The sequence below is a fragment of the Azospirillum sp. B2RO_4 genome, assembly GCF_051124815.1.
Taxonomy (GTDB): Bacteria; Pseudomonadota; Alphaproteobacteria; order Azospirillales; family Azospirillaceae; genus Azospirillum.
Window position 1 is genome coordinate 363,056 of the sequence record NZ_CP118490.1, and the last position, 17,213, is coordinate 380,268.

Consider the following 17,213-nt stretch of genomic DNA (forward strand, 5'->3'; position numbering starts at 1 on the left):
GGACCCCCGTCCGACAACTCGCGATCCGAAGCTATGTTCCGGTCAGAGCGCCTTGATCTGCATCTTGATCGGCCCGTCCGCCCGGCCATGGACGAACTGGTCGACATACGGGTTGCCCGAATTGTCGATGTCGCGGGCGTGGCCGGTCCAGATGATGCGGCCCTGGTAGATCATGGCGATGCGGTCGGCGATCTTCCGGGCCGACGCCATGTCGTGGGTGATGGTGACCGCAGTGGCGCCGAGGTCCTTCACGCACTGCACGATCAGCTCGTTGATGACGTCGGCCATGATCGGGTCGAGGCCGGTCGTCGGCTCGTCGAAGAAGATGATCTCCGGCTCGTCGGCGATGGCGCGGGCAAGGCCGACGCGCTTCTGCATGCCGCCTGACAGCTCCGACGGCGACAGTTCCGCCACGTCGGGGGTGAGCCCGACCGCGCCCAGCTTGGCGATGGCGATCTCCTTGGCCTGGGACCGCGGCATATGCTCGCCCTGGATCAGGCCGAAGGCGACGTTTTCCCAGACCGGCAGGCTGTCGAACAGGGCGGCGCCCTGGAACAGCATGCCGAACTTGTGCAGCAGCTTCTCCCGCTCGCGCGAGCGCAGCCGGGTCGTCTCCACGCCGTCGACCTGGATCGAGCCGGAATCCGGCGTCAGCAGGCCGAGGACGCTCTTCAGCATCACCGACTTGCCGGTGCCCGAGCCGCCGATGACGACCAGCGATTCGCCCTTCGCCACCTCCAGATCGATGCCGTTCAGCACCTTCTTCGGGCCGAAATGCTTGTAGACGTTCTTGAGCGCGATCTTGGGGACGGTGGTCATGAACTGGCGCTCACTTGGTCGAGAAGAAGAGGCCGGTGATCAGGTAGTTCCACACCAGGATCATGATCGAGGCCGACACCACCGCGTTGGTGGTCGCGGCACCGACGCCCTGGGCGCCGCCCTTGGAGTGGTAACCGTGGTAACAGCCCATCAGCGCGATCAGGAAGCCGAAGATCGCCGCCTTCACCAGACCGGAGATCACGTCCAGCGGTTCCAGGAATTCCCAGGTGCGGTTGATGTAGCTGGCGGCGTTGAAGTCCAGCCGGTACACGCCGACCAGGAAGCCGCCGAACACGCCGATGATGTCGGCGACGATCACCAGCAGCGGCACCATGGTCAGGCCGGCGATCAGCCGCGGCGCCACCAGATACTTGTGCGGGTTGGTCGACAGGGTCGACAGCGCGTCGATCTGCTCGGTCACCCGCATGGTGCCGATCTCTGCCGCCATGGCGGCGCCGATGCGGCCCGCGACCATCAGGCCGGCCAGCACCGGGCCAAGTTCGCGCGTGATCGACAGCACGACGACGGTGGCGATGGCCCCCTCCGCCTGGAAGCGGGAGAAGCCGCTGTAGCTCTGCAACGCCAGCACCATGCCGGTGAACAGCGCCGTCAGCCCGACCACCGGCAGCGAGTAATAGCCGATGTCGATCATCTGCCGCAGGATCTGCCGTGGATAGAGCGGCGGACGCACGCAGTGCGACAGGGCGGATCCGGTGAACAGGGCAAGGCGTCCGGTCGCTTCCAGGAAGATCAGGAAGGCCCGGCCGGTAGCGGCGAGGAAACCCATCAGTCGGCCCGCATCCTTGGTTAGAGACTCGTTTGGGCGATGCGGTCATAGCACCGATGAGCGCCTAGGTCATCCTTGGACTTTGCAGGGGTGGGGCGAGTTGGTCGTCGCGGGGATCTTGCCCTCTCTCCCCCGGGGAGAGGGAGGGGACCCACGAAGTGGGGAGGGTGAGGGGGATGCACTGCGTGCCTTCGCGGGAAATCCTCGCCACGCATCCCCCTCACCCTGACCCTCTCCCCGGGGGGGAGAGGGGACTGGGGGATTACCCACCCACATAAACCCGGTGATAGCGCCGGCCGAGCGAGGTCAGGATCTCGTAGCCGATGGTCCCGCCCTCCGCCGCGACCTGATCGACCGGGCGGTTCGGCCCGATCAGCTCGACCAGCCGGCCGGCATGGGCAACCGACTCCGGCAGGCCGGTGACGTCGATGGTGATGAGATCCATGGAGATGCGGCCGACGATGGGGGCGGCGACGCCATCGACGAAGATGTGTCCCTTGCCGCCGAGTGTACGCGCATAGCCATCGGCATAGCCGACGCCGATGGTGGCGATCCGCGCCGGGCCGGTGACCTTGTGGGCGGCGCCGTAGCCGACCGTCATCGGCGGCGCGCAGTTGCGCACCTGCAGCAGCTTGGCGTCCAACCGCACCGTATCCCGCATCGGATTCGGCAGATGCGGCGTCGGGTTGACGCCGTAGAGCGCGCAGCCCGGCCGGGCGAGGTCGAAATGATGGTCCTTGCCGTGGAAGATGCCGGACGAGTTGGCGAAGCTGGCCTTCGCCTTCGGCAGCCGGGCCAGCGCCGCGCGGAACCGTTCCAACTGCTCCCCGGTCATCGGGCTGTCGAACTCGTCGGCGCAGGCGAGGTGCGTCATCCAATAACGGACGTCGATCCCCTCAAGCCGTGCCGGCTCCGCCGCCAGCGTGTCCAGCTCGTCGGGACCGAGGCCCAGCCGGTTCATGCCGGTGTCGATGTGGACCACCGCCGGCAGAACCTCCCCGCGAGACTGGGCGAAGGCCCGCCACGCCGCGATCTCGCCGAGATGGTTCAGCACCGGCAGGATGCGGTTGGCGATGAACTCCCCCTCGCAGCCGGCCGGCAGGCCGCCCAGCGAGAAGACCTGCGCCTCCGGAGCGACCGGCTCCAGCGCGCGGCGGACGGCCAGCGCTTCCTCGAACTGGGCGACGACGAAGGTCCGGCAGCCCGCCGCCGCCAGCGCCGGGACGACGCGCGCCACCCCCAGCCCATAGGCGTCGGCCTTGACCACGGCGGAGCATTCCGCCGGGGCGACGCGGTCGCGCAACTGGGTCCAGTTGGCGACGACGGCGCCGAGATCCACGGTTAGGATGGCGCCGGCGCGCGGGTTCAGGTCGCTCGTCACTCTGGTCACTCGTCGGTCTGGTGGTGCTGGTCGAGATCGCCGAACTTGGTGAACTGGCCGTCGAAGTAGAGGCGGACGGTGCCGATCGGACCGTGACGCTGCTTGGCGATGATCACCTCGGCGGTGTTGTGCACCTCGCCAAGGCGCTGCTGCCAGCGCTGGTAGCGGTCGTTGAACTTGTCGTCGCTCTCGTCGGGCCGGCGCGAGGGCTCGGCGCGCTCAAGATAATACTGTTCGCGGAAGACGAACATCACGACGTCGGCGTCCTGCTCGATCGAGCCCGACTCGCGAAGGTCGGCCAGCTGCGGACGCTTGTCCTCGCGCAGCTCCACCGCGCGGCTCAGCTGCGACAGCGCCACCACCGGCACGTCCAGCTCCTTGGCGATGGCCTTCAGGCCGCGGGTGATCTCCGAGATTTCCTGCACCCGGTTCTCCGACCCGCGCGACGACGAGCCGCGCAGCAGCTGGAGATAGTCGACCACCACCATGCTGAGTCCCGAGGTCCGCTTCAGCCGGCGGCAGCGGGTGCGCACGGCGGCGACCGACAGGGCCGGGGTGTCGTCGACATAGAAGGGGCAGCGCGCCAGATCCTGGCTGGCCTGGACGAATTTCGGGAAGTCGGTGTCGCGGATCTCGCCGCGGCGGATCTTGTCGCCCGGCACCTGCACCTCGTCGGCGAGGATACGGGTGGCGAGCTGTTCCGCCGACATTTCCAGCGAGAAGAAGCCGACGACGCCGCCTTCTTGGCCCGATGAGCGCATGTGCGCCTTGGCGGCGTTGAAGGCGATGTTGGTCGCCAGCGCCGTCTTGCCCATCGACGGACGCCCGGCGAGGATGATCAGGTCCGACGGGTGCAGGCCGCCCAGCTTGCGGTCGATGTCGATCAGGCCGGTGGTGACGCCGGTGACGTGGCTGGAGCGGCGGAAGGCCACCTCCGCCGTCATGATGGCGTGCTTGACCGACTCGCCGAAGGCCACGAAGCCGCCCTGCACGTCGCCGGTGGAGGCGAGGTCGAACAGCTGCTTCTCCGCCTCGCCGATCTGGTCGAGCGCGGTGATGTCGAGGTCGTGGCGGTACGCCTCGTTCACCATGTCGGTGCCGACCTCGATCAGCTGCCGGCGGATGAACAGGTCGTGGATGGTCTTGCCGTAGTCGCCGGCATTGACCACCGTGACGACGTTGGCGGCCAGCTCGGCCAGATAGGCGCTGCCGCCTTCCACCGCCAGTTCGGGATCGTTGTCGAACAGGGACTTCAGGGTGACCGGGTTCGCGATCTGGCCGCGGTCGATCATCTTGGTGATGGCGGCGAAGATGCGCTGGTGGGCCGGGTCGTAGAAATGCTCCGGCCGCAGGAACTCGCCGACCTTCTCATAGGCCTTGTTGTTGACCAGGATCGCGCCCAGCAGCGCCTGCTCCGCCTCCTCGTTGTTGGGGGGCGTGCGGTATTCGGCCGTCGGCTTGACCGCGGAGGACGGGCGGGGATCGAACAGCGATGAGGTCTGGTTGCTCATGGAGGACACAATAGCAGAAACAGAACGGGAACGCTCGGCGAAGGGTGGGTGACCCTCCACAAAAGCTGTGCACAGAAGTTATCCACAGGCTGGGAAGTCCGGGGATAACCGCGGCGGGGCTTTGAAGCTCAGGCCCTACATCTTCCTGGGCTGGTCCGGATGTGCCGCGTCGGGCATCGCGCCCAGCGCCTGGAACACGCCGTCGATGTGGTCGGCGACGCGGTAGAGGGCGGAGCGGTCGATGCGGGCGAAGCCCTGGGCGACCATGTGGTCGATCAGCCCGAGCAGCGGGCGCCAGTAGCCGTCGACGTCGGCGATGACGATCGGCTTGTCGTGCAGCTGCAGCTGCTTCCAGGTCAGGATCTCGAAGGCCTCGTCCAGCGTGCCCAGCCCGCCCGGCAGGATGACGAAGGCGTCCGACCGCTCCACCATCATGCGCTTGCGGGTGTGCATGCTGTCGACGACATGCAGTTCGGTCAGGCCGGTGTGCTCGATCTCCGCCGACTGGATGTGTTCGGGGATGATGCCGACCACCTCGCCGCCGGCGGCGATGGCGGCGTCGGCGGCGATGCCCATCAGCCCGACCCGGCCGCCGCCATAGACCATGCGGATGCCGCGGCGGGCCAGCCCGTCGCCCAGCGCATGGGCGGCTTCCTTGTGAACATCGGCGACGCGGCTGGACGCACCGCAATAGACGCAGACGGACGACAGGCTCTTCATCGCGGGTCAACCTTTCTCGCCACCGTCACCCATCGGGGTCGGGGCCGTAAAAAATCTGGCGAATGCCATGGAATATCGGGCGAGGGCGGCGCGTCAACAGCGGCACAGGCACCGTTAAGAACCACGGCATCATCGGGAGGGACCACATGAGCAACCGGGTCGTCAATGTCCTTGCGGCGGCATCCGTCGCCGGTCTGATGTTCACGCTGTTCGGCATGTCGGCGCAGAGCGCCGGCGCCGCCGATCCGGCGGAGCAGGTGAAGGACCGGCAGCAGACCATGAAGAAGATGGGCGGCGGCATGGGCGCGGTCGCCAAGTTCGTGAAGAACGAGGGCGCCACCGCCGAGGACGCGGCCAAGGGGGCGGAAGCCGTGCTGGCGGTGTCCAAGATGGACCCGAAGAAGCTCTTCCCCGAAGGCACCGCCGTCGGTGTCGCCGACAGCGCCGCCAAGCCGGAGCTGTGGAAGAACTGGGACGAGGCGCAGAAATACTGGGGCGCCGTCGAGCCGGCGGCCGAGAAGCTGAACGCCGCCCTGAAGAGCGGCGACCGCGCGCAGATCGTCCAGGCGCTGGGCGCCACCTCCAAGACCTGCGGGAGCTGCCACGAGGACTTCCGCGTCAAGAAGAACTGACCGGTGCGGCGCCTCCTGACCGCCCTGTCCGTGCTGCTGCCGCTCGCCGTCGCGGGCGGCTCGGCGCGTGCCGCCGGCGAAGCTTCCGCAGGCGATGCCGTCCAGCGGGGCGCCTACATCTTCAACGCCGCCGGCTGCCTCGGTTGCCACACCGATGACAAGGGCGGTGGCCAGCCGCTGGCCGGCGGGCGGGCGCTGGCGACGCCCTTCGGCACCTTCCACACCCCCAACATCACGCCGGACCCGGTGCATGGCATCGGCCGCTGGAGCGACGCCGACTTCATCCGCGCGCTGCGCGAAGGCGTGGGGCCCGACGGCGCCCATCTGTTTCCGGCCTTCCCCTATGCCAGCTACACGCGGATGACCGACCGCGACCTGCTGGACCTGAAGGCCTATCTGTTCAGCCGGCCGGCGGTGGCGGCGCCCAACAAGCCGCACGACCTGACGCCGCCCTTTTCCTGGCGCTTCCTGCTGCCGGTCTGGCAGTGGCTGTACCTGACCCCCGGCCCGGTGCCCGACGACCCGGCCAAGCCGCCGGCCTGGAACCGCGGGCGCTATCTGGTCGATGCGCTGGGCCATTGCGCCGAGTGCCACAGCCCGCGCACCCTGCTGGGCGGGCTCGACTCCGACCGCTATCTGGCCGGCAATCCGGACGGGCCGGACGGCGACAAGGTGCCGGGCATCACCGGTGCCAAGGGCAAGGGCGGGATCGGCGGCTGGTCTGACGGCGACCTGACGCTGTTCCTGGAGACCGGCCTGACCCCGGAAGGCGACGTCGCCGGCGGCGCGATGGGCGAGGTCGTGCGCAACACCACCTCAAAGCTGACGGCCGAAGACCGCGCCGCCATCGCCGCCTATCTGAAGACGGTGCCGGCCAAGGAGTGAGAGACCGTGAATTCATACGAGTGATTATCGGCCGTCATCCCCGCGAAGGCGGGGATCCAGGCTTAACCATTGGTTTCGCTTGGGAAACACTGGATTCCCGCCTTCGCGGGAATGACGGTCGATAAGGGACGTGCGTGGCTTCGAGAGCAATCGAACATCAAGGCTGGCACCGATCGCCATGGATTCATGATCCTATGGGGCAATCGAGCCCGTTTGGCGGATGGGTCCGCTCCAACGGCGCCATTCTTTTGCGACCTGTCCTTCTGCTATAGTCAGTCATCCTGCCATTGTGGTGGGCCGCCGGATGGGTGCTCAGGTGAAACGAAACGCGTTGTTCGCAGCTTTGGGCGTGGCTCTGATGGGGGGAGCGGCGGCGGTCGCCCTGTGGCCGGGGGCCAAGCCGGCGGAGGAGACGGCGAAACTGGCGTCGGCCCCGGCTCCCACGGCAGCGGCTCCGATGGCACCGGTACAGACCGCCGCTCCGGCCAGAACCGATACGCCCAAGGCCGCCCAGGCGCCGGAACCGGCCAAATCCGCGGCTCCCAGCTTCGACGTGGTGCGGGTGGCGCCCGACGGCGCGACGGTGATGGCCGGCCGCGCCGCACCCGGCTCCGAGGTGACGGTCACCGACGGCGGCAGCCCGGTCGCGTCGGCCAAGGCCGACCAGCGCGGCGAATGGGTGATGCTGCCCGACAAGCCGCTGCCGCCGGGAACCCGCGAACTCAACCTGACGGAGACCCGTCCCGGCACCGAAACCCCGGTCCCCGCCGACAAGGTGGTCGTGGTGATGGTGCCCGACCCGGCGCCGAAGCCCGCCGAATCGGCAGCGCAAAACGCCTCGGCCCCGACCGCGCCGGTCGCGGTGGCGGTGCCGCGCGACGGGCTGGCCGGCGCTCCGCCGACCATGGGCGGCAGTTCGGTGCTGCAGGCGCCGCCGGTGCCGGACAATGGCGCGCCGGCCCCGCCGGGCGGCGTGTCGGTGGAGACGATGGACTATGATCCCGCCGGCCGGGTGGCGCTGGGCGGACGGGCGGCGCCCAACAGCGCGGTTCAGCTCTATCTCGACAACATCCTGGTCGGCAGCGCCCACACCGACCCGAAGGGCAACTGGCGCCTGACTCCGGAAAAGCTGATCGATCCCGGCGTCTACACCCTGCGCGCCGATCAGGTCACCCAGGGCGGCAAGGTGGTGGCGCGGGCGGAGCTGCCGGTGCAGGTCTCCGCCATGCCGGCTTCGGCCACCGACGACCGCAACATCGTCGTCCAGCCCGGCAACAGCCTGTGGCGTCTGGCCCGCCGCACCTATGGCGACGGCATGCTCTACACCACCATCTACACCGCCAACCGAGAGCAGATCCGCAACCCGGACCTGATCTATCCCGGCCAGATCTTCTCCCTGCCGCAGGTGAACTGAGGATAGCCCCTTCAGCTGCCGTGAGTTTTGCATCTATTCGGCCGTCATTCCCGCGAAGGCGGGAATCCAGCCGTTTCAACCGCTTCATTGCGGAGCTTCCTGGATCCCCGCCTTCGCGGGGATGACGCCGAGAGAGGTGCCGGCCCATTGGGGAGAGGGCAGAAGCCTGAAAGTTTGCGCCTATGCGCGAAGGCGGGAATGACGGCCGAGGGACGCGCGGCATTGAAACCGGGTGCAAAGCGGTTCAAACCTCAAGCGTCTCTCAGCAGCACTCATAATATCCCACTGCCCCTCAATCCTCCGGCATCCGTCCGATGGCGGCCCAGCCGAGCGGGGTGAGGCGCAGCACCTCCGGCCCCTCGCCGGCCGGGTTCGGGTCCAGCGCCACCAGTTCGCGGTTCTCGAACCACGCCCAGCGCAACACGTCGGCGGTGGTTCCGGGCCAGCCGTCGGCCAGACGCTTCAAGACCTCAAGGTCGGCCGAGGCGATGGGGAAGCGCGGCTTGGGCACGATCGCCTTTTTGACGGGCGCCGGGGCCTCCTCCGCCCCGGCCGCCGGCACCGGCGTGGCGTCCGACCCGGCGCGGGCACGGATCCAATCGGTCTGATAGCTGCGGAGCGCCTGTTCCAGTTCCGTGCGCGCGGCCTCCACCGGGCAGCGCAGATAGGCGTCCAGCAGGGCGTGCAGCGTGTTCGTCGCGTCGGTCATGTCCGTCACCAAAGTTCAAACCAGAAAGGTCGGCCCGAAAACCCCGACCCGAAATCCCGTCCGTCACAGCCACCCCATCCGCCGGAAGCGGACATACAGCGCGGCGCAGACCGCGACGATCACCACCAGCACCGCCGGGTAGCCGTAGCGCCAGTGAAGCTCCGGCATATGCTCGAAGTTCATGCCGTACAGGCCGGCGACGGCCGTCGGAACGGCGAGGATGGCGGCCCAGGCGGCCAGCTTTCGCGTCACGTCGTTCTGCCGCGCCGACGCCAGGATCATACTGGTTTCAAAGGCGAAGGACAGCACCTCGCGCAGCGAGCCGATCTGCTCGTTGACGCGGATCACATGGTCCTGCACGTCGCGGTAATAGGGGCGGATCGCCGGGTCGATCATCGGCAGGTCGAAGCGCTCCAGCCGCGAACACACCTCCAGCAGGGGAGAGGCGTTGCGGCGCAGCCGCTCCAGATCGCGGCGCAGCTGGTGGATGCACTCGATCTCCGCCATGCTGGGCGGGCGGGCGATCAGCAGCGCGTCCAGCTCGTCCGCCGTGGCGGCCATCTGGTCCACCACCGGGAAGTAACAGTCCACCACATAATCCATGATGGTGTAGACGATGAAGTCCTCGCCATGCTTCAGCAGATGCGGCGCGCTTTCCGCCCGCGCCCGCACCGGCGAATAGCTGGTCGAGGCGCCGTGCCGAACGGTGACGACATAGCCGCGGCCGGCGAAGACATGGGTCTCGCCCAGCACCAGCTCGCCCTTTTCCAGCCGGGCGGTGCGCAGGACCATGAACAGGCTGTCGCCATAGATGTCCACCTTCGGCCGCTGGTGGGCGTGCAGCGCGTCCTCCACCGCCAGTTCATGCAGGCCGAACTGCTGCTTCACCTCCATCAGCAGCGCCTCGTCCGGCTCCCACAGCCCGATCCAGACGAAATGCCCGTCTTTCGCGGCCCAGGCGCCGGCCTCCGCGATGGGCACGTCGGCGATGCGCCGGCCCTCGCAATAGGCGGCGCTCGCCACCACCCCGGTGTGGGCGGCGGTCTGTGGATTGGTGGGTTCCGGCGGCAGGGTCATGAAAGTGAAAACCGGTCGGGAGGCGGCAGGTCGGCGTCACTCTAAAGAGGTTCCCCGGCAGCGTCGACGGATCCGGCGCCGCCGCTCGGGCTGACCGGCCGCCTCATGCGTTGTTGCTGCCAAGGACCAGCTTCGGAAGTGGGGGGAAGGGCGATGTTCCAGTCGGCGGCGCGCGGGATGTATCTGTTGGCGGCGGTGACGCTCAGCCTGTTCTCCCTGCTGTTCATCGGCCTGTCCGCCCTGACGGTGTTCGAAGGGATGGTGGCGCTGGACAGTGCCCTCCTGACCTCGGCCATGCTGGAGGGGGTGGGGATGATCGTGCTGGCCATCGCCGTCTTCGAGATCGCCAAGTATCTCTACGAGGAGGAGATCGTCCGCGAACGCGAGCTGCGCCGCGCCGACGAGGCCCGCCGCACCCTGACCAAGTTCCTGACCACGATCATCATCGCCGCCAGCCTGGAAGGGCTGGTCCTGGTGTTCGAGGCCCGCACCACCGAGATCTCCGGCATCGTCTATCCGGTGATGCTGCTGGGGGTGGTCACGCTGCTGGTGGTCGGGCTGGGCGCCTTCCAATGGCTGGCGCGCAAGGCCGAGAGCATCCACGTCGACCCCCGGGTCTCCGAAGCCGACGAGGCGGAGGAGGACAAGCGGCCCGAGGCATAAGGCGGCTGAAATGCCCTCTCCCGTCCCGGGAGAGTGAGGGGACCCACGAAGTGGGGAGGGTGAGGGGTGAGGCAAGAAACCCGAACCGCATGGTTGCTTGGTTCACCCCTCACCCTTCCCACCGCTTCGCGGCGGGCCCCTTCCCTCTCCCGGGGCGGGAGAGGGGAGCTTCAACAGCCCCGGGTTTCGGCCTGTCCGCCTATGGCCATGCCGCCTTTCGCCAAGATTGACCCGCCCATGTCGCCTGCGCCAAGCTTGCCGCCGTCCAAGGTGGTGAGGGAGATGGGGCATGGCCCGCGATACGGGCATTTACACGGCCGTCTACGGCTTTCCGGAATCGGCCGATGCCGCGCGCCGTCTGGCCCAGGTGCTGGAAATTCCCTGCCACATCGCCGAGCTGCACCGCTTCCCCGACGGCGAGAGCCTCGTCCGCCTGCCGGAGCCGGTGGAGCGCGCCATCGTCTACCGCTCGCTCGACCGCCCGAACGACAAGCTGGTGGAGCTGACGCTCGCCGCCTCGGTCCTGCGGCGCCAGGGGGCGACCGACCTCTGTCTGGTGGCGCCCTACATGGCCTACATGCGCCAGGACGCCGTCTTCAGGCCGGGCGAGCCGGTCAGCCAGACGGTGGTCGGCGAATGGCTCGGCCGCTGCTTCGACCGTTTCGTCTGCGTCGAGCCGCATCTGCACCGTACCCACACGCTTGACGAGGTGTTCGTCGGCCGCCCGTCCATCGCGCTGAGCGGCGCCGCACCCATCGCCGTTCATCTGCGGGAGTCTGGCGTGGCCCCCGGCACCGTCATCATCGGTCCCGACGAGGAATCCGCCCCGCTGGTGGAGGCGGTGGCCGGGCCGCTCGGCCTCACCGGCATCGTCGGCCGCAAGGAGCGGCGCGGCGACCGCGACGTGACGGTGGCGCTTCCTCCCGACGCGCCGATTCATGGCCGGCCGGTGGTGATCGTCGACGACGTCATCAGCTCCGGCGAGACGATCTTCTCCTGCGCCCGCGCGGCGCGGGTGCTGGGGGCGGAGCGGGTGCAGGTCTATGGCGTCCATGCCCTGTTCAGCGACATCGTCGCCGAACGCTTCGCCGCGGAAGGTCTCGGTCGCCCGCTGTCCTGCGACGGCGTGCCGCATCCGTCCAATGCCCTGTCCCTCGGCGGACTGATCGCAGACGCCATCAAGTCATTCGTAAGCGAATGAAAGAAGAGCGGGTGCGACCATTATGCCCGCCCTTTTGCCAGTCTTCGGCGGATTCACAACCGAGGGCGGGTTGCCTTTTATGACAATTTTTATATAACTGTCGCTAATCCAATGCGGCGTCCCACTGATTGTGCGCCGCATCATCTGTATTGGGTGAGCGACATGGCGGGCGATGGGCGGACGGGTGGCCGGGCGGACGGGCGGATGGGGGCCGATGCGGGCTTCTTCGGGCTCGAGGCGGAGGAGCGCGGGCTTCTGGCCAGCATGGGGCGGCTGATCGACCGCAGCCTGCCGGACCTGTCGGAGCGCTTCTATGCCCACCTGTCACGCTGGCCGGAAACCCGCGCTCTGCTGGAGGCCCACGGCGATCTGTCCGGGCTGAAGCGCCGGCAGGCCGATCACTGGCGCCAGATGTTCCAGGATGCCGGCTCGCCCGAGCATGAGGCGCGCTGCCGCGCCGCCGGGGAGGCGCACAGCCGCATCGGTCTGGAGTCCTCCTGGTACATCGGCGCCTATGGCGTGGTGCTCAGCGACCTGCTGGCGCTGGTCCAGGGGGCGCTGCGCTGGCGCCCGGCCACGGCGCGGCGCGCGGCGGCGGCGGTGGCCCGCGCCGTGTCGTTCGACATGGACCGGACGCTCGCGGGTTACGGCCTGCCGGCGGCGGGTGCGGGCGGGCGGGGCTGCGACCGCGCGCTGGGCGACTTCGCGTCGTCGCTGATGGACCGGACCATCGAGGTGGCGATGGCGATCAACGACGCCGCGGTCGCCAACGCCCAGATGGTCGGCCAACTGCGCGCGGTCGATCACGAATCCCAGGGCATCGCCGCCGCGACCGAGGAGACGGTGACCGGCATCCAGGAGATCTGGGCGCGCAGCCGCGACGTCGCCGCCCTGGCCGGGCAGGCGCAGACGGTGACCGCCGACGGCGGCCGCACGGTGCATGAGGCGGTCGCCCGCATGGAACAGATCGCCGGCGCGGTGGAAGGGGCGGCGATGCGGGTCGGCGAACTGTCGGTCGCCTCCGAACGCATCGCGGAGATCGTCTCCACCATCGAGGCGATCGCCAAGCAGACCAACCTTCTCGCCCTCAACGCCACCATCGAGGCGGCCCGCGCCGGGGAGGCCGGCAAGGGCTTTGCCGTGGTGGCGAGCGAGGTGAAGAGCCTGTCCAACCAGACCGCCCGCGCGACCGAGGACATCCGCCTGCGCATCGATTCCCTGAAGGCGGAGATGGGCGCCATCGTCGCCTCGATGGAGGACGGCACCCGTGCCGTCGCCGCCGGGCAGGCGGCGATCCGCGCGGTCAGCGAGCGGATGAGCGACATCGGCGACCATATCGGCCGCACCGAACAGCGCATGTCCGACATCGCCAGCATCCTGACCCAGCAGTCCGCCGCCGCCAACCAGGTGGCCTCGGGCACCGCCCGCATCGCCGAGAGCAGCGCGTCGAACAGCGCCGCCATCCTGCGCAGCGTCCAGGCGACGCGCGGCGTGGAGACGCTGCTGGGCAACCAGCTGAAACAGCTGATGGAACAGGACATCCCCGGCAAGATCGTCAAGATCGCCAAGGTCGACCACGTCATCTGGAAGAAGCGGCTGGCCGACATGCTGGTCGGGCTGGAGACCCTGCGCCCCGACGAACTGGCGAGCCATGAGGCCTGCCGGCTGGGCAAGTGGTATTACGGCCCGTCGTCGATGGCCTACCGCGCCCATTCCGCCTTCGTCCGGCTGGAGGCGCCGCACCGCCGGGTCCATGACCACGGCAAGGCCGCCGCCCGCGCCTTCGCCGACGGCGACATGGACCGCGCGCTGGCCGGGGTGGCGGAGGTGGAGCGCGCCTCCCAGGAGGTGATCGCCCTGCTCGACGAACTCGACAGGGCGGGGCTGGCCGGCGGTGCGACGCCGGCCGCGGCGGTGGGCTTCTGACCGGGGCCGGCGGGTAACACTAACGATCGGGGAGGAAACTGGTGTAGTCTGGCGGGGCAGCCGCCAAGGGGGGCGGACCGGTGTTGGCATGCGTGGGGGCAGTCCGTTGAGCGGAGGCGTGTGATGTCGAAGGTGACGGACGTCGTGCTTCGGATGGCCCGCAAGCTGACCGAGGACATCGCCGCCCTGGGCCGCCTGCGCGCCGCCGGAAAGCCCAAGACCTTTCCGCGATTCCGCGAGATCCGGGCGGCCTATCTGGACATCCAGGGGCTGATCTTCTCGATCCAGGAACGGCTGGAGCCCGCCGGGAAGGAGCTGCCGCCGAACTTCCCGCAATGGGTGACCCGGCAGAAGCTGAGCGCCATCGCCATCTTCACCGACATCAGCCATTCCTTCGTCAGCGACCCGCCGCTGGCGCTGACCGCCTCGCTCGGCGCCTTCGACGTGCTGGTGGCGGAGCAGAAGGCCTTCAACGAAACGCTGCACACCTTCGACACCATGCTGATGGAAGCTGGCATCGACGACAAGATGGCCGACGAACTGGACGCCACCCGCAGCAAGATCGAGCAGATCCTGGGCATGATCGAACAGCTGCTGCTGACCAGTCCGAAGATCCTAGAGGAGTTCTGATGCCGGAGCCGGCAGCCGATCCCAAGGCCGATCCCAAACGGGATCCTCTTGCGGAAAACCCGCCGGCCGCCGGTTCGGAACCGTCCTTCCGCCGCATCCTTCGCAATCTGAACTTGCCGGTAACCGTTCCCGTTCTGGTTTTGATTGCCGGTGCGGGGCTGTCCATGCTGGCCATGCTCCACTCCGGCCGCCTGCTGCGCAGTGAAGAGGAGCATCGCTTCGCCGCAAGGGTCGAGGAAATCCACGGCCAGCTCGCCGACCGCCTGGGGGTGTACGAACAGGTGGCGCGCAGCGCCGCCTCGCTGGCGATGACCTTCCCCGACCTGCACTGGACGCAGTGGAACCGCTTCGTCGAGGCGCTGGACATGCCGCAGCGCTATCCCGGCATCATCTCCATCGCCTATGCCCGCGCGGTCAGGGCCGACCGGGCCGGCGATCTGGTGGCGTCGATGCGGGCGGCCGGCCTGTCGGACTTCCGCATCTGGCCGGAGACGGCGGGGGCAGGGGCGGGGGCAGGGGCGGGATCGGAGCGCGTGGTCAACATCTTCACCGCCCCGGTCAATGAAGGGAACGCGCGGGCCATCGGCTTCGACATGATGTCGGAGGCGATGCGCCGTTCCACCATCGAACGGGCGCGCGACAGCGGGGAGCCCACCGCCACCCGCGCCATCACCCTGAAGATCGACGAGGCCGCCGGGGCCGGCCCCGCCTTCATCCTCTATCAGGCCACATACCGCGGCGACCCGCTGCCGCCGTCGCTGGAGGCGCGGCGCGCGTCCTTCACCGGCGTGGTGCTGACCCCGGTCAGGATCGGCCCGCTGGTGGACGGGTTGATCGACCCGAACCGCCAGGACGCCGGCATCGAGATCTACGACCTGCCGGCGGCCGAGGCCGAATTCCCGCTGTACCGCAGCCGCCGCCCGCTGGACGCCACGCCCGTCCTCAGCCTGACGCGGGAACTGCCGGTCGGCGGGCGGCTGTGGACCGTCCGTTACGACAGCCTGCCCGACGGGCAGATCACCGCGGATGACTGGGTGCCCGGCGCGCTGCTGGCCGGCGGGCTGGCCCTCAGCCTCGCTTTGTCGCTGTTTTTGCGCATGATGCTGGTCACCCACTCCCGCGCGGTGGATCTGGCCGGCGAGATGACGGCCTCGCTCCGCCTGCAGGAGGCGGAACGGCAACAGCTGTTCACCCAGGCGCCGCTGGGGATCGCGCTGGTCGGCACCGACGGTCTGGTGCTGGACTGCAACCCGGCCTTCGCCGCCGCCGCCGGCCTGCCCCGGCAGGAACTGCTCGGCACCGACCTGCGCTTGCGCTTCGGCGATCAGGCGTCGGTCTTCGCGCTGGAGGCGGCGCTGCAGGGGGAGAGCGGCAAGCTCGAATCCGACCAGCCCCTGCTGCTGGGCGGCCGGCGCAGCCATTTCAGCCTGCATTTCCAGCCGGTCATCGCCGGGGGCGCGCAGAAATTCGTCCTGGCCTTCGCCGAGGACATCGGCGAGAAGCGCCGGGCCGAGCAGCACATCCAGTATCTGGCCCATTTCGACGCGCTGACCGGCCTGCCCAACCGCGTCCTGCTGTACGACCGCATCGCCCAGGCCCTGCGCGAGGGGCGGCGCGACGGCAGCAAGGTGGCGGTTCTGTTCATCGACCTCGACCGCTTCAAGGTCATCAACGACAGTTTGGGCCACAGCTTCGGCGACGAGGTGCTGCGCTCGGTGGCGCGCCGGCTGCAGGCGGGCCTGCGCGAATCCGACACCGTCGGCCGGCTGGGCGGCGACGAGTTCCTGATCGTCGTCCGCCGGGTGGCGGAGCCGAACGACGCCGCCCGCGTGGCGGAGAAGGTGGTGGCGCATCTGGCCAGCCCCTTCACCGTCGGCGGCCAGAATTTCGTGGTGACGCCCAGCATCGGCATCAGCCTCTATCCCGACGACGCCGAGGATCCCGAAGGCCTGATCCGCTGCGCCGACATCGCCATGTACCATGCCAAGGAGCAGGGCCGGAACGGCTTCCGCTTCGTCACCAGGGAGATGGGCGCCAGATCGCGCGAGCGCATGGACCTGGAGGGCAGCCTGCGCCAGGCGATCCGCGACGGCCAGCTGTTCCTGGTCTACCAGCCGCAGGTCGACACCCTGACCGGGCGCATCGTCGGGCTGGAGGCGCTGATCCGCTGGCGCCACCCCGACGAGGGGCTGATCCTGCCCGGCCGTTTCCTGCCGGTGGCGGAGGAGACCGGTCTGGTCCTGGCAATGGGCGACTGGGTGCTGTTCGAGGCCTGCGCCCAGATCCGGCGCTGGCGCGCGCGGTTCGACCTGTCGATCCCGGTTGCGGTCAACGTCTCCGGCGCCCAGTTCCGCGACGGCCAGCTGCCGGCCAAGGTCGCCCGCGCGCTGGACGCCAACGGCCTGAGCGGCCCGGAGCTGGAGATCGAGGTGACGGAAAGCACGCTGATCGACGACGTCGAATCGGCGGCGGCGACCCTGGCGGCCTTGAAGCAGCGCGGCGTGCTGATCGCGCTGGACGATTTCGGCACCGGCTATTCCAGCCTCAGCTATCTGCACCGTCTGCCGATCGACAAGCTGAAGATCGACCGTTCCTTCATCCACGACCTGTCGACCGGCGCCAGCGACGCCTCCGTCCCCCGCGCCATCGTCGGCCTGGGCCGCAGCCTGGGCCTGTCGGTGATCGCCGAGGGGGTGGAGACGCAGGAACAGCTGCAACTGCTGCGCGACCTCGCCTGCGAAAGCTACCAGGGCTTCCTGTTCAGCCGCCCCATCCCGGTCGAGGAGGTGGAGCGGCTGCTGGAGAAGATGACGGCCGTGCAGCCCCCCGTGCAGCCAGTGTCGGCGGAATAGGGCGCC

15 protein-coding genes are annotated in these 17,213 nt (G+C 68.8%); 8 read left to right on the plus strand and 7 right to left on the minus strand.

What is annotated here, in order from left to right:
• Nucleotides 1–42: 42 nt before the first annotated feature.
• The 5 genes from PWS46_RS27760 to PWS46_RS27780 form a co-directional block, all read right to left on the minus strand.
• Nucleotides 43–819, minus strand: coding sequence for an ABC transporter ATP-binding protein (locus PWS46_RS27760; protein WP_434624610.1), 777 nt, complete (start codon nucleotides 817–819; stop codon nucleotides 43–45).
• A gap of 10 nt (nucleotides 820–829) precedes the next feature.
• On the minus strand, nucleotides 830–1,606 hold the full coding sequence (locus PWS46_RS27765; RefSeq protein WP_085090859.1) for an MlaE family ABC transporter permease: 777 nt from the start codon (nucleotides 1,604–1,606) through the stop codon (nucleotides 830–832).
• A 262-nt stretch (nucleotides 1,607–1,868) separates the two neighbouring features.
• Entirely contained in the window at nucleotides 1,869–2,987 is a 1,119-nt protein-coding gene (gene alr, locus PWS46_RS27770) for an alanine racemase (RefSeq protein WP_434624612.1), read from the minus strand.
• A gap of 5 nt (nucleotides 2,988–2,992) precedes the next feature.
• Complete coding sequence (locus PWS46_RS27775) at nucleotides 2,993–4,498, minus strand: replicative DNA helicase (protein WP_434624614.1); 1,506 nt, start codon at nucleotides 4,496–4,498, stop codon at nucleotides 2,993–2,995.
• A 135-nt stretch (nucleotides 4,499–4,633) separates the two neighbouring features.
• The gene (locus tag PWS46_RS27780) at nucleotides 4,634–5,218 is read right to left on the minus strand and encodes a TIGR00730 family Rossman fold protein (protein WP_434624616.1); all 585 of its coding nucleotides are present in this window, start codon (nucleotides 5,216–5,218) and stop codon (nucleotides 4,634–4,636) included.
• A 146-nt stretch (nucleotides 5,219–5,364) separates the two neighbouring features.
• Between PWS46_RS27780 and PWS46_RS27785 the strand changes: the two genes are divergently transcribed.
• From PWS46_RS27785 to PWS46_RS27795, 3 genes are all read left to right on the plus strand, one after another.
• Nucleotides 5,365–5,850, plus strand: coding sequence for a c-type cytochrome (locus tag PWS46_RS27785; RefSeq protein WP_434624618.1), 486 nt, complete (start codon nucleotides 5,365–5,367; stop codon nucleotides 5,848–5,850).
• Between the two features lie 3 nt (nucleotides 5,851–5,853).
• Nucleotides 5,854–6,735 (plus strand): c-type cytochrome, encoded by an 882-nt coding sequence (locus tag PWS46_RS27790; RefSeq protein WP_434624620.1) that lies wholly within the window; start codon nucleotides 5,854–5,856, stop codon nucleotides 6,733–6,735.
• Nucleotides 6,736–7,066: 331 nt separating this feature from the next.
• Nucleotides 7,067–8,149: a LysM peptidoglycan-binding domain-containing protein gene (locus PWS46_RS27795; protein WP_434624621.1), complete on the plus strand. Its 1,083-nt coding sequence runs from the start codon at nucleotides 7,067–7,069 to the stop codon at nucleotides 8,147–8,149.
• A gap of 292 nt (nucleotides 8,150–8,441) precedes the next feature.
• Here the strand turns inward: PWS46_RS27795 and PWS46_RS27800 are convergent, their stop codons facing one another.
• Together PWS46_RS27800 and corA are read right to left on the minus strand one after the other, a co-directional pair.
• Complete coding sequence (locus PWS46_RS27800; protein ID WP_434624622.1) at nucleotides 8,442–8,858, minus strand: hypothetical protein; 417 nt, start codon at nucleotides 8,856–8,858, stop codon at nucleotides 8,442–8,444.
• Between the two features lie 63 nt (nucleotides 8,859–8,921).
• Complete coding sequence (gene corA / locus PWS46_RS27805) at nucleotides 8,922–9,935, minus strand: magnesium/cobalt transporter CorA (RefSeq protein WP_434624624.1); 1,014 nt, start codon at nucleotides 9,933–9,935, stop codon at nucleotides 8,922–8,924.
• Nucleotides 9,936–10,088: 153 nt separating this feature from the next.
• Here corA and PWS46_RS27810 point away from each other — a divergent pair, with 153 nt between their 5' ends.
• The 5 genes from PWS46_RS27810 to PWS46_RS27830 all read left to right on the plus strand — a co-directional run bounded on the left by PWS46_RS27810 (nucleotide 10,089) and on the right by PWS46_RS27830 (nucleotide 17,207).
• The gene (locus PWS46_RS27810; protein ID WP_434624626.1) at nucleotides 10,089–10,598 is read left to right on the plus strand and encodes a hypothetical protein; all 510 of its coding nucleotides are present in this window, start codon (nucleotides 10,089–10,091) and stop codon (nucleotides 10,596–10,598) included.
• 289 nt (nucleotides 10,599–10,887) lie between these two features.
• A complete protein-coding gene (gene prs / locus PWS46_RS27815) occupies nucleotides 10,888–11,799 on the plus strand; it encodes a ribose-phosphate diphosphokinase (protein WP_434624628.1) in 912 nt (303 codons plus the stop codon).
• A gap of 162 nt (nucleotides 11,800–11,961) precedes the next feature.
• Entirely contained in the window at nucleotides 11,962–13,725 is a 1,764-nt protein-coding gene (locus tag PWS46_RS27820; protein WP_434624629.1) for a methyl-accepting chemotaxis protein, read from the plus strand.
• A gap of 123 nt (nucleotides 13,726–13,848) precedes the next feature.
• Nucleotides 13,849–14,355 (plus strand): hypothetical protein, encoded by a 507-nt coding sequence (locus tag PWS46_RS27825; protein ID WP_434624631.1) that lies wholly within the window; start codon nucleotides 13,849–13,851, stop codon nucleotides 14,353–14,355.
• A complete protein-coding gene (locus PWS46_RS27830; protein WP_434624633.1) occupies nucleotides 14,355–17,207 on the plus strand; it encodes a bifunctional diguanylate cyclase/phosphodiesterase in 2,853 nt (950 codons plus the stop codon). The genes PWS46_RS27825 and PWS46_RS27830 overlap by 1 nt, the downstream gene beginning before the upstream one ends.
• The last annotated feature ends 6 nt before the right edge of the window (nucleotides 17,208–17,213 follow it).

Coding starts and splice junctions, on each gene's coding strand:
- PWS46_RS27760 (WP_434624610.1), bottom strand. CDS start 819: ATGACCACCGTCCCCAAGATCGCGCTCAAGAACGTCTACAAGCATTTC.
- PWS46_RS27765 (WP_085090859.1), bottom strand. CDS start 1,606: ATGGGTTTCCTCGCCGCTACCGGCCGGGCCTTCCTGATCTTCCTGGAA.
- PWS46_RS27775 (WP_434624614.1), bottom strand. CDS start 4,498: ATGAGCAACCAGACCTCATCGCTGTTCGATCCCCGCCCGTCCTCCGCG.
- PWS46_RS27780 (WP_434624616.1), bottom strand. CDS start 5,218: ATGAAGAGCCTGTCGTCCGTCTGCGTCTATTGCGGTGCGTCCAGCCGC.
- PWS46_RS27785 (WP_434624618.1), top strand. CDS start 5,365: ATGAGCAACCGGGTCGTCAATGTCCTTGCGGCGGCATCCGTCGCCGGT.
- PWS46_RS27800 (WP_434624622.1), bottom strand. CDS start 8,858: ATGACCGACGCGACGAACACGCTGCACGCCCTGCTGGACGCCTATCTG.
- corA (WP_434624624.1), bottom strand. CDS start 9,935: ATGACCCTGCCGCCGGAACCCACCAATCCACAGACCGCCGCCCACACC.
- PWS46_RS27810 (WP_434624626.1), top strand. CDS start 10,089: ATGTTCCAGTCGGCGGCGCGCGGGATGTATCTGTTGGCGGCGGTGACG.
- prs (WP_434624628.1), top strand. CDS start 10,888: ATGGCCCGCGATACGGGCATTTACACGGCCGTCTACGGCTTTCCGGAA.
- PWS46_RS27820 (WP_434624629.1), top strand. CDS start 11,962: ATGGCGGGCGATGGGCGGACGGGTGGCCGGGCGGACGGGCGGATGGGG.
- PWS46_RS27825 (WP_434624631.1), top strand. CDS start 13,849: ATGTCGAAGGTGACGGACGTCGTGCTTCGGATGGCCCGCAAGCTGACC.
- PWS46_RS27830 (WP_434624633.1), top strand. CDS start 14,355: ATGCCGGAGCCGGCAGCCGATCCCAAGGCCGATCCCAAACGGGATCCT.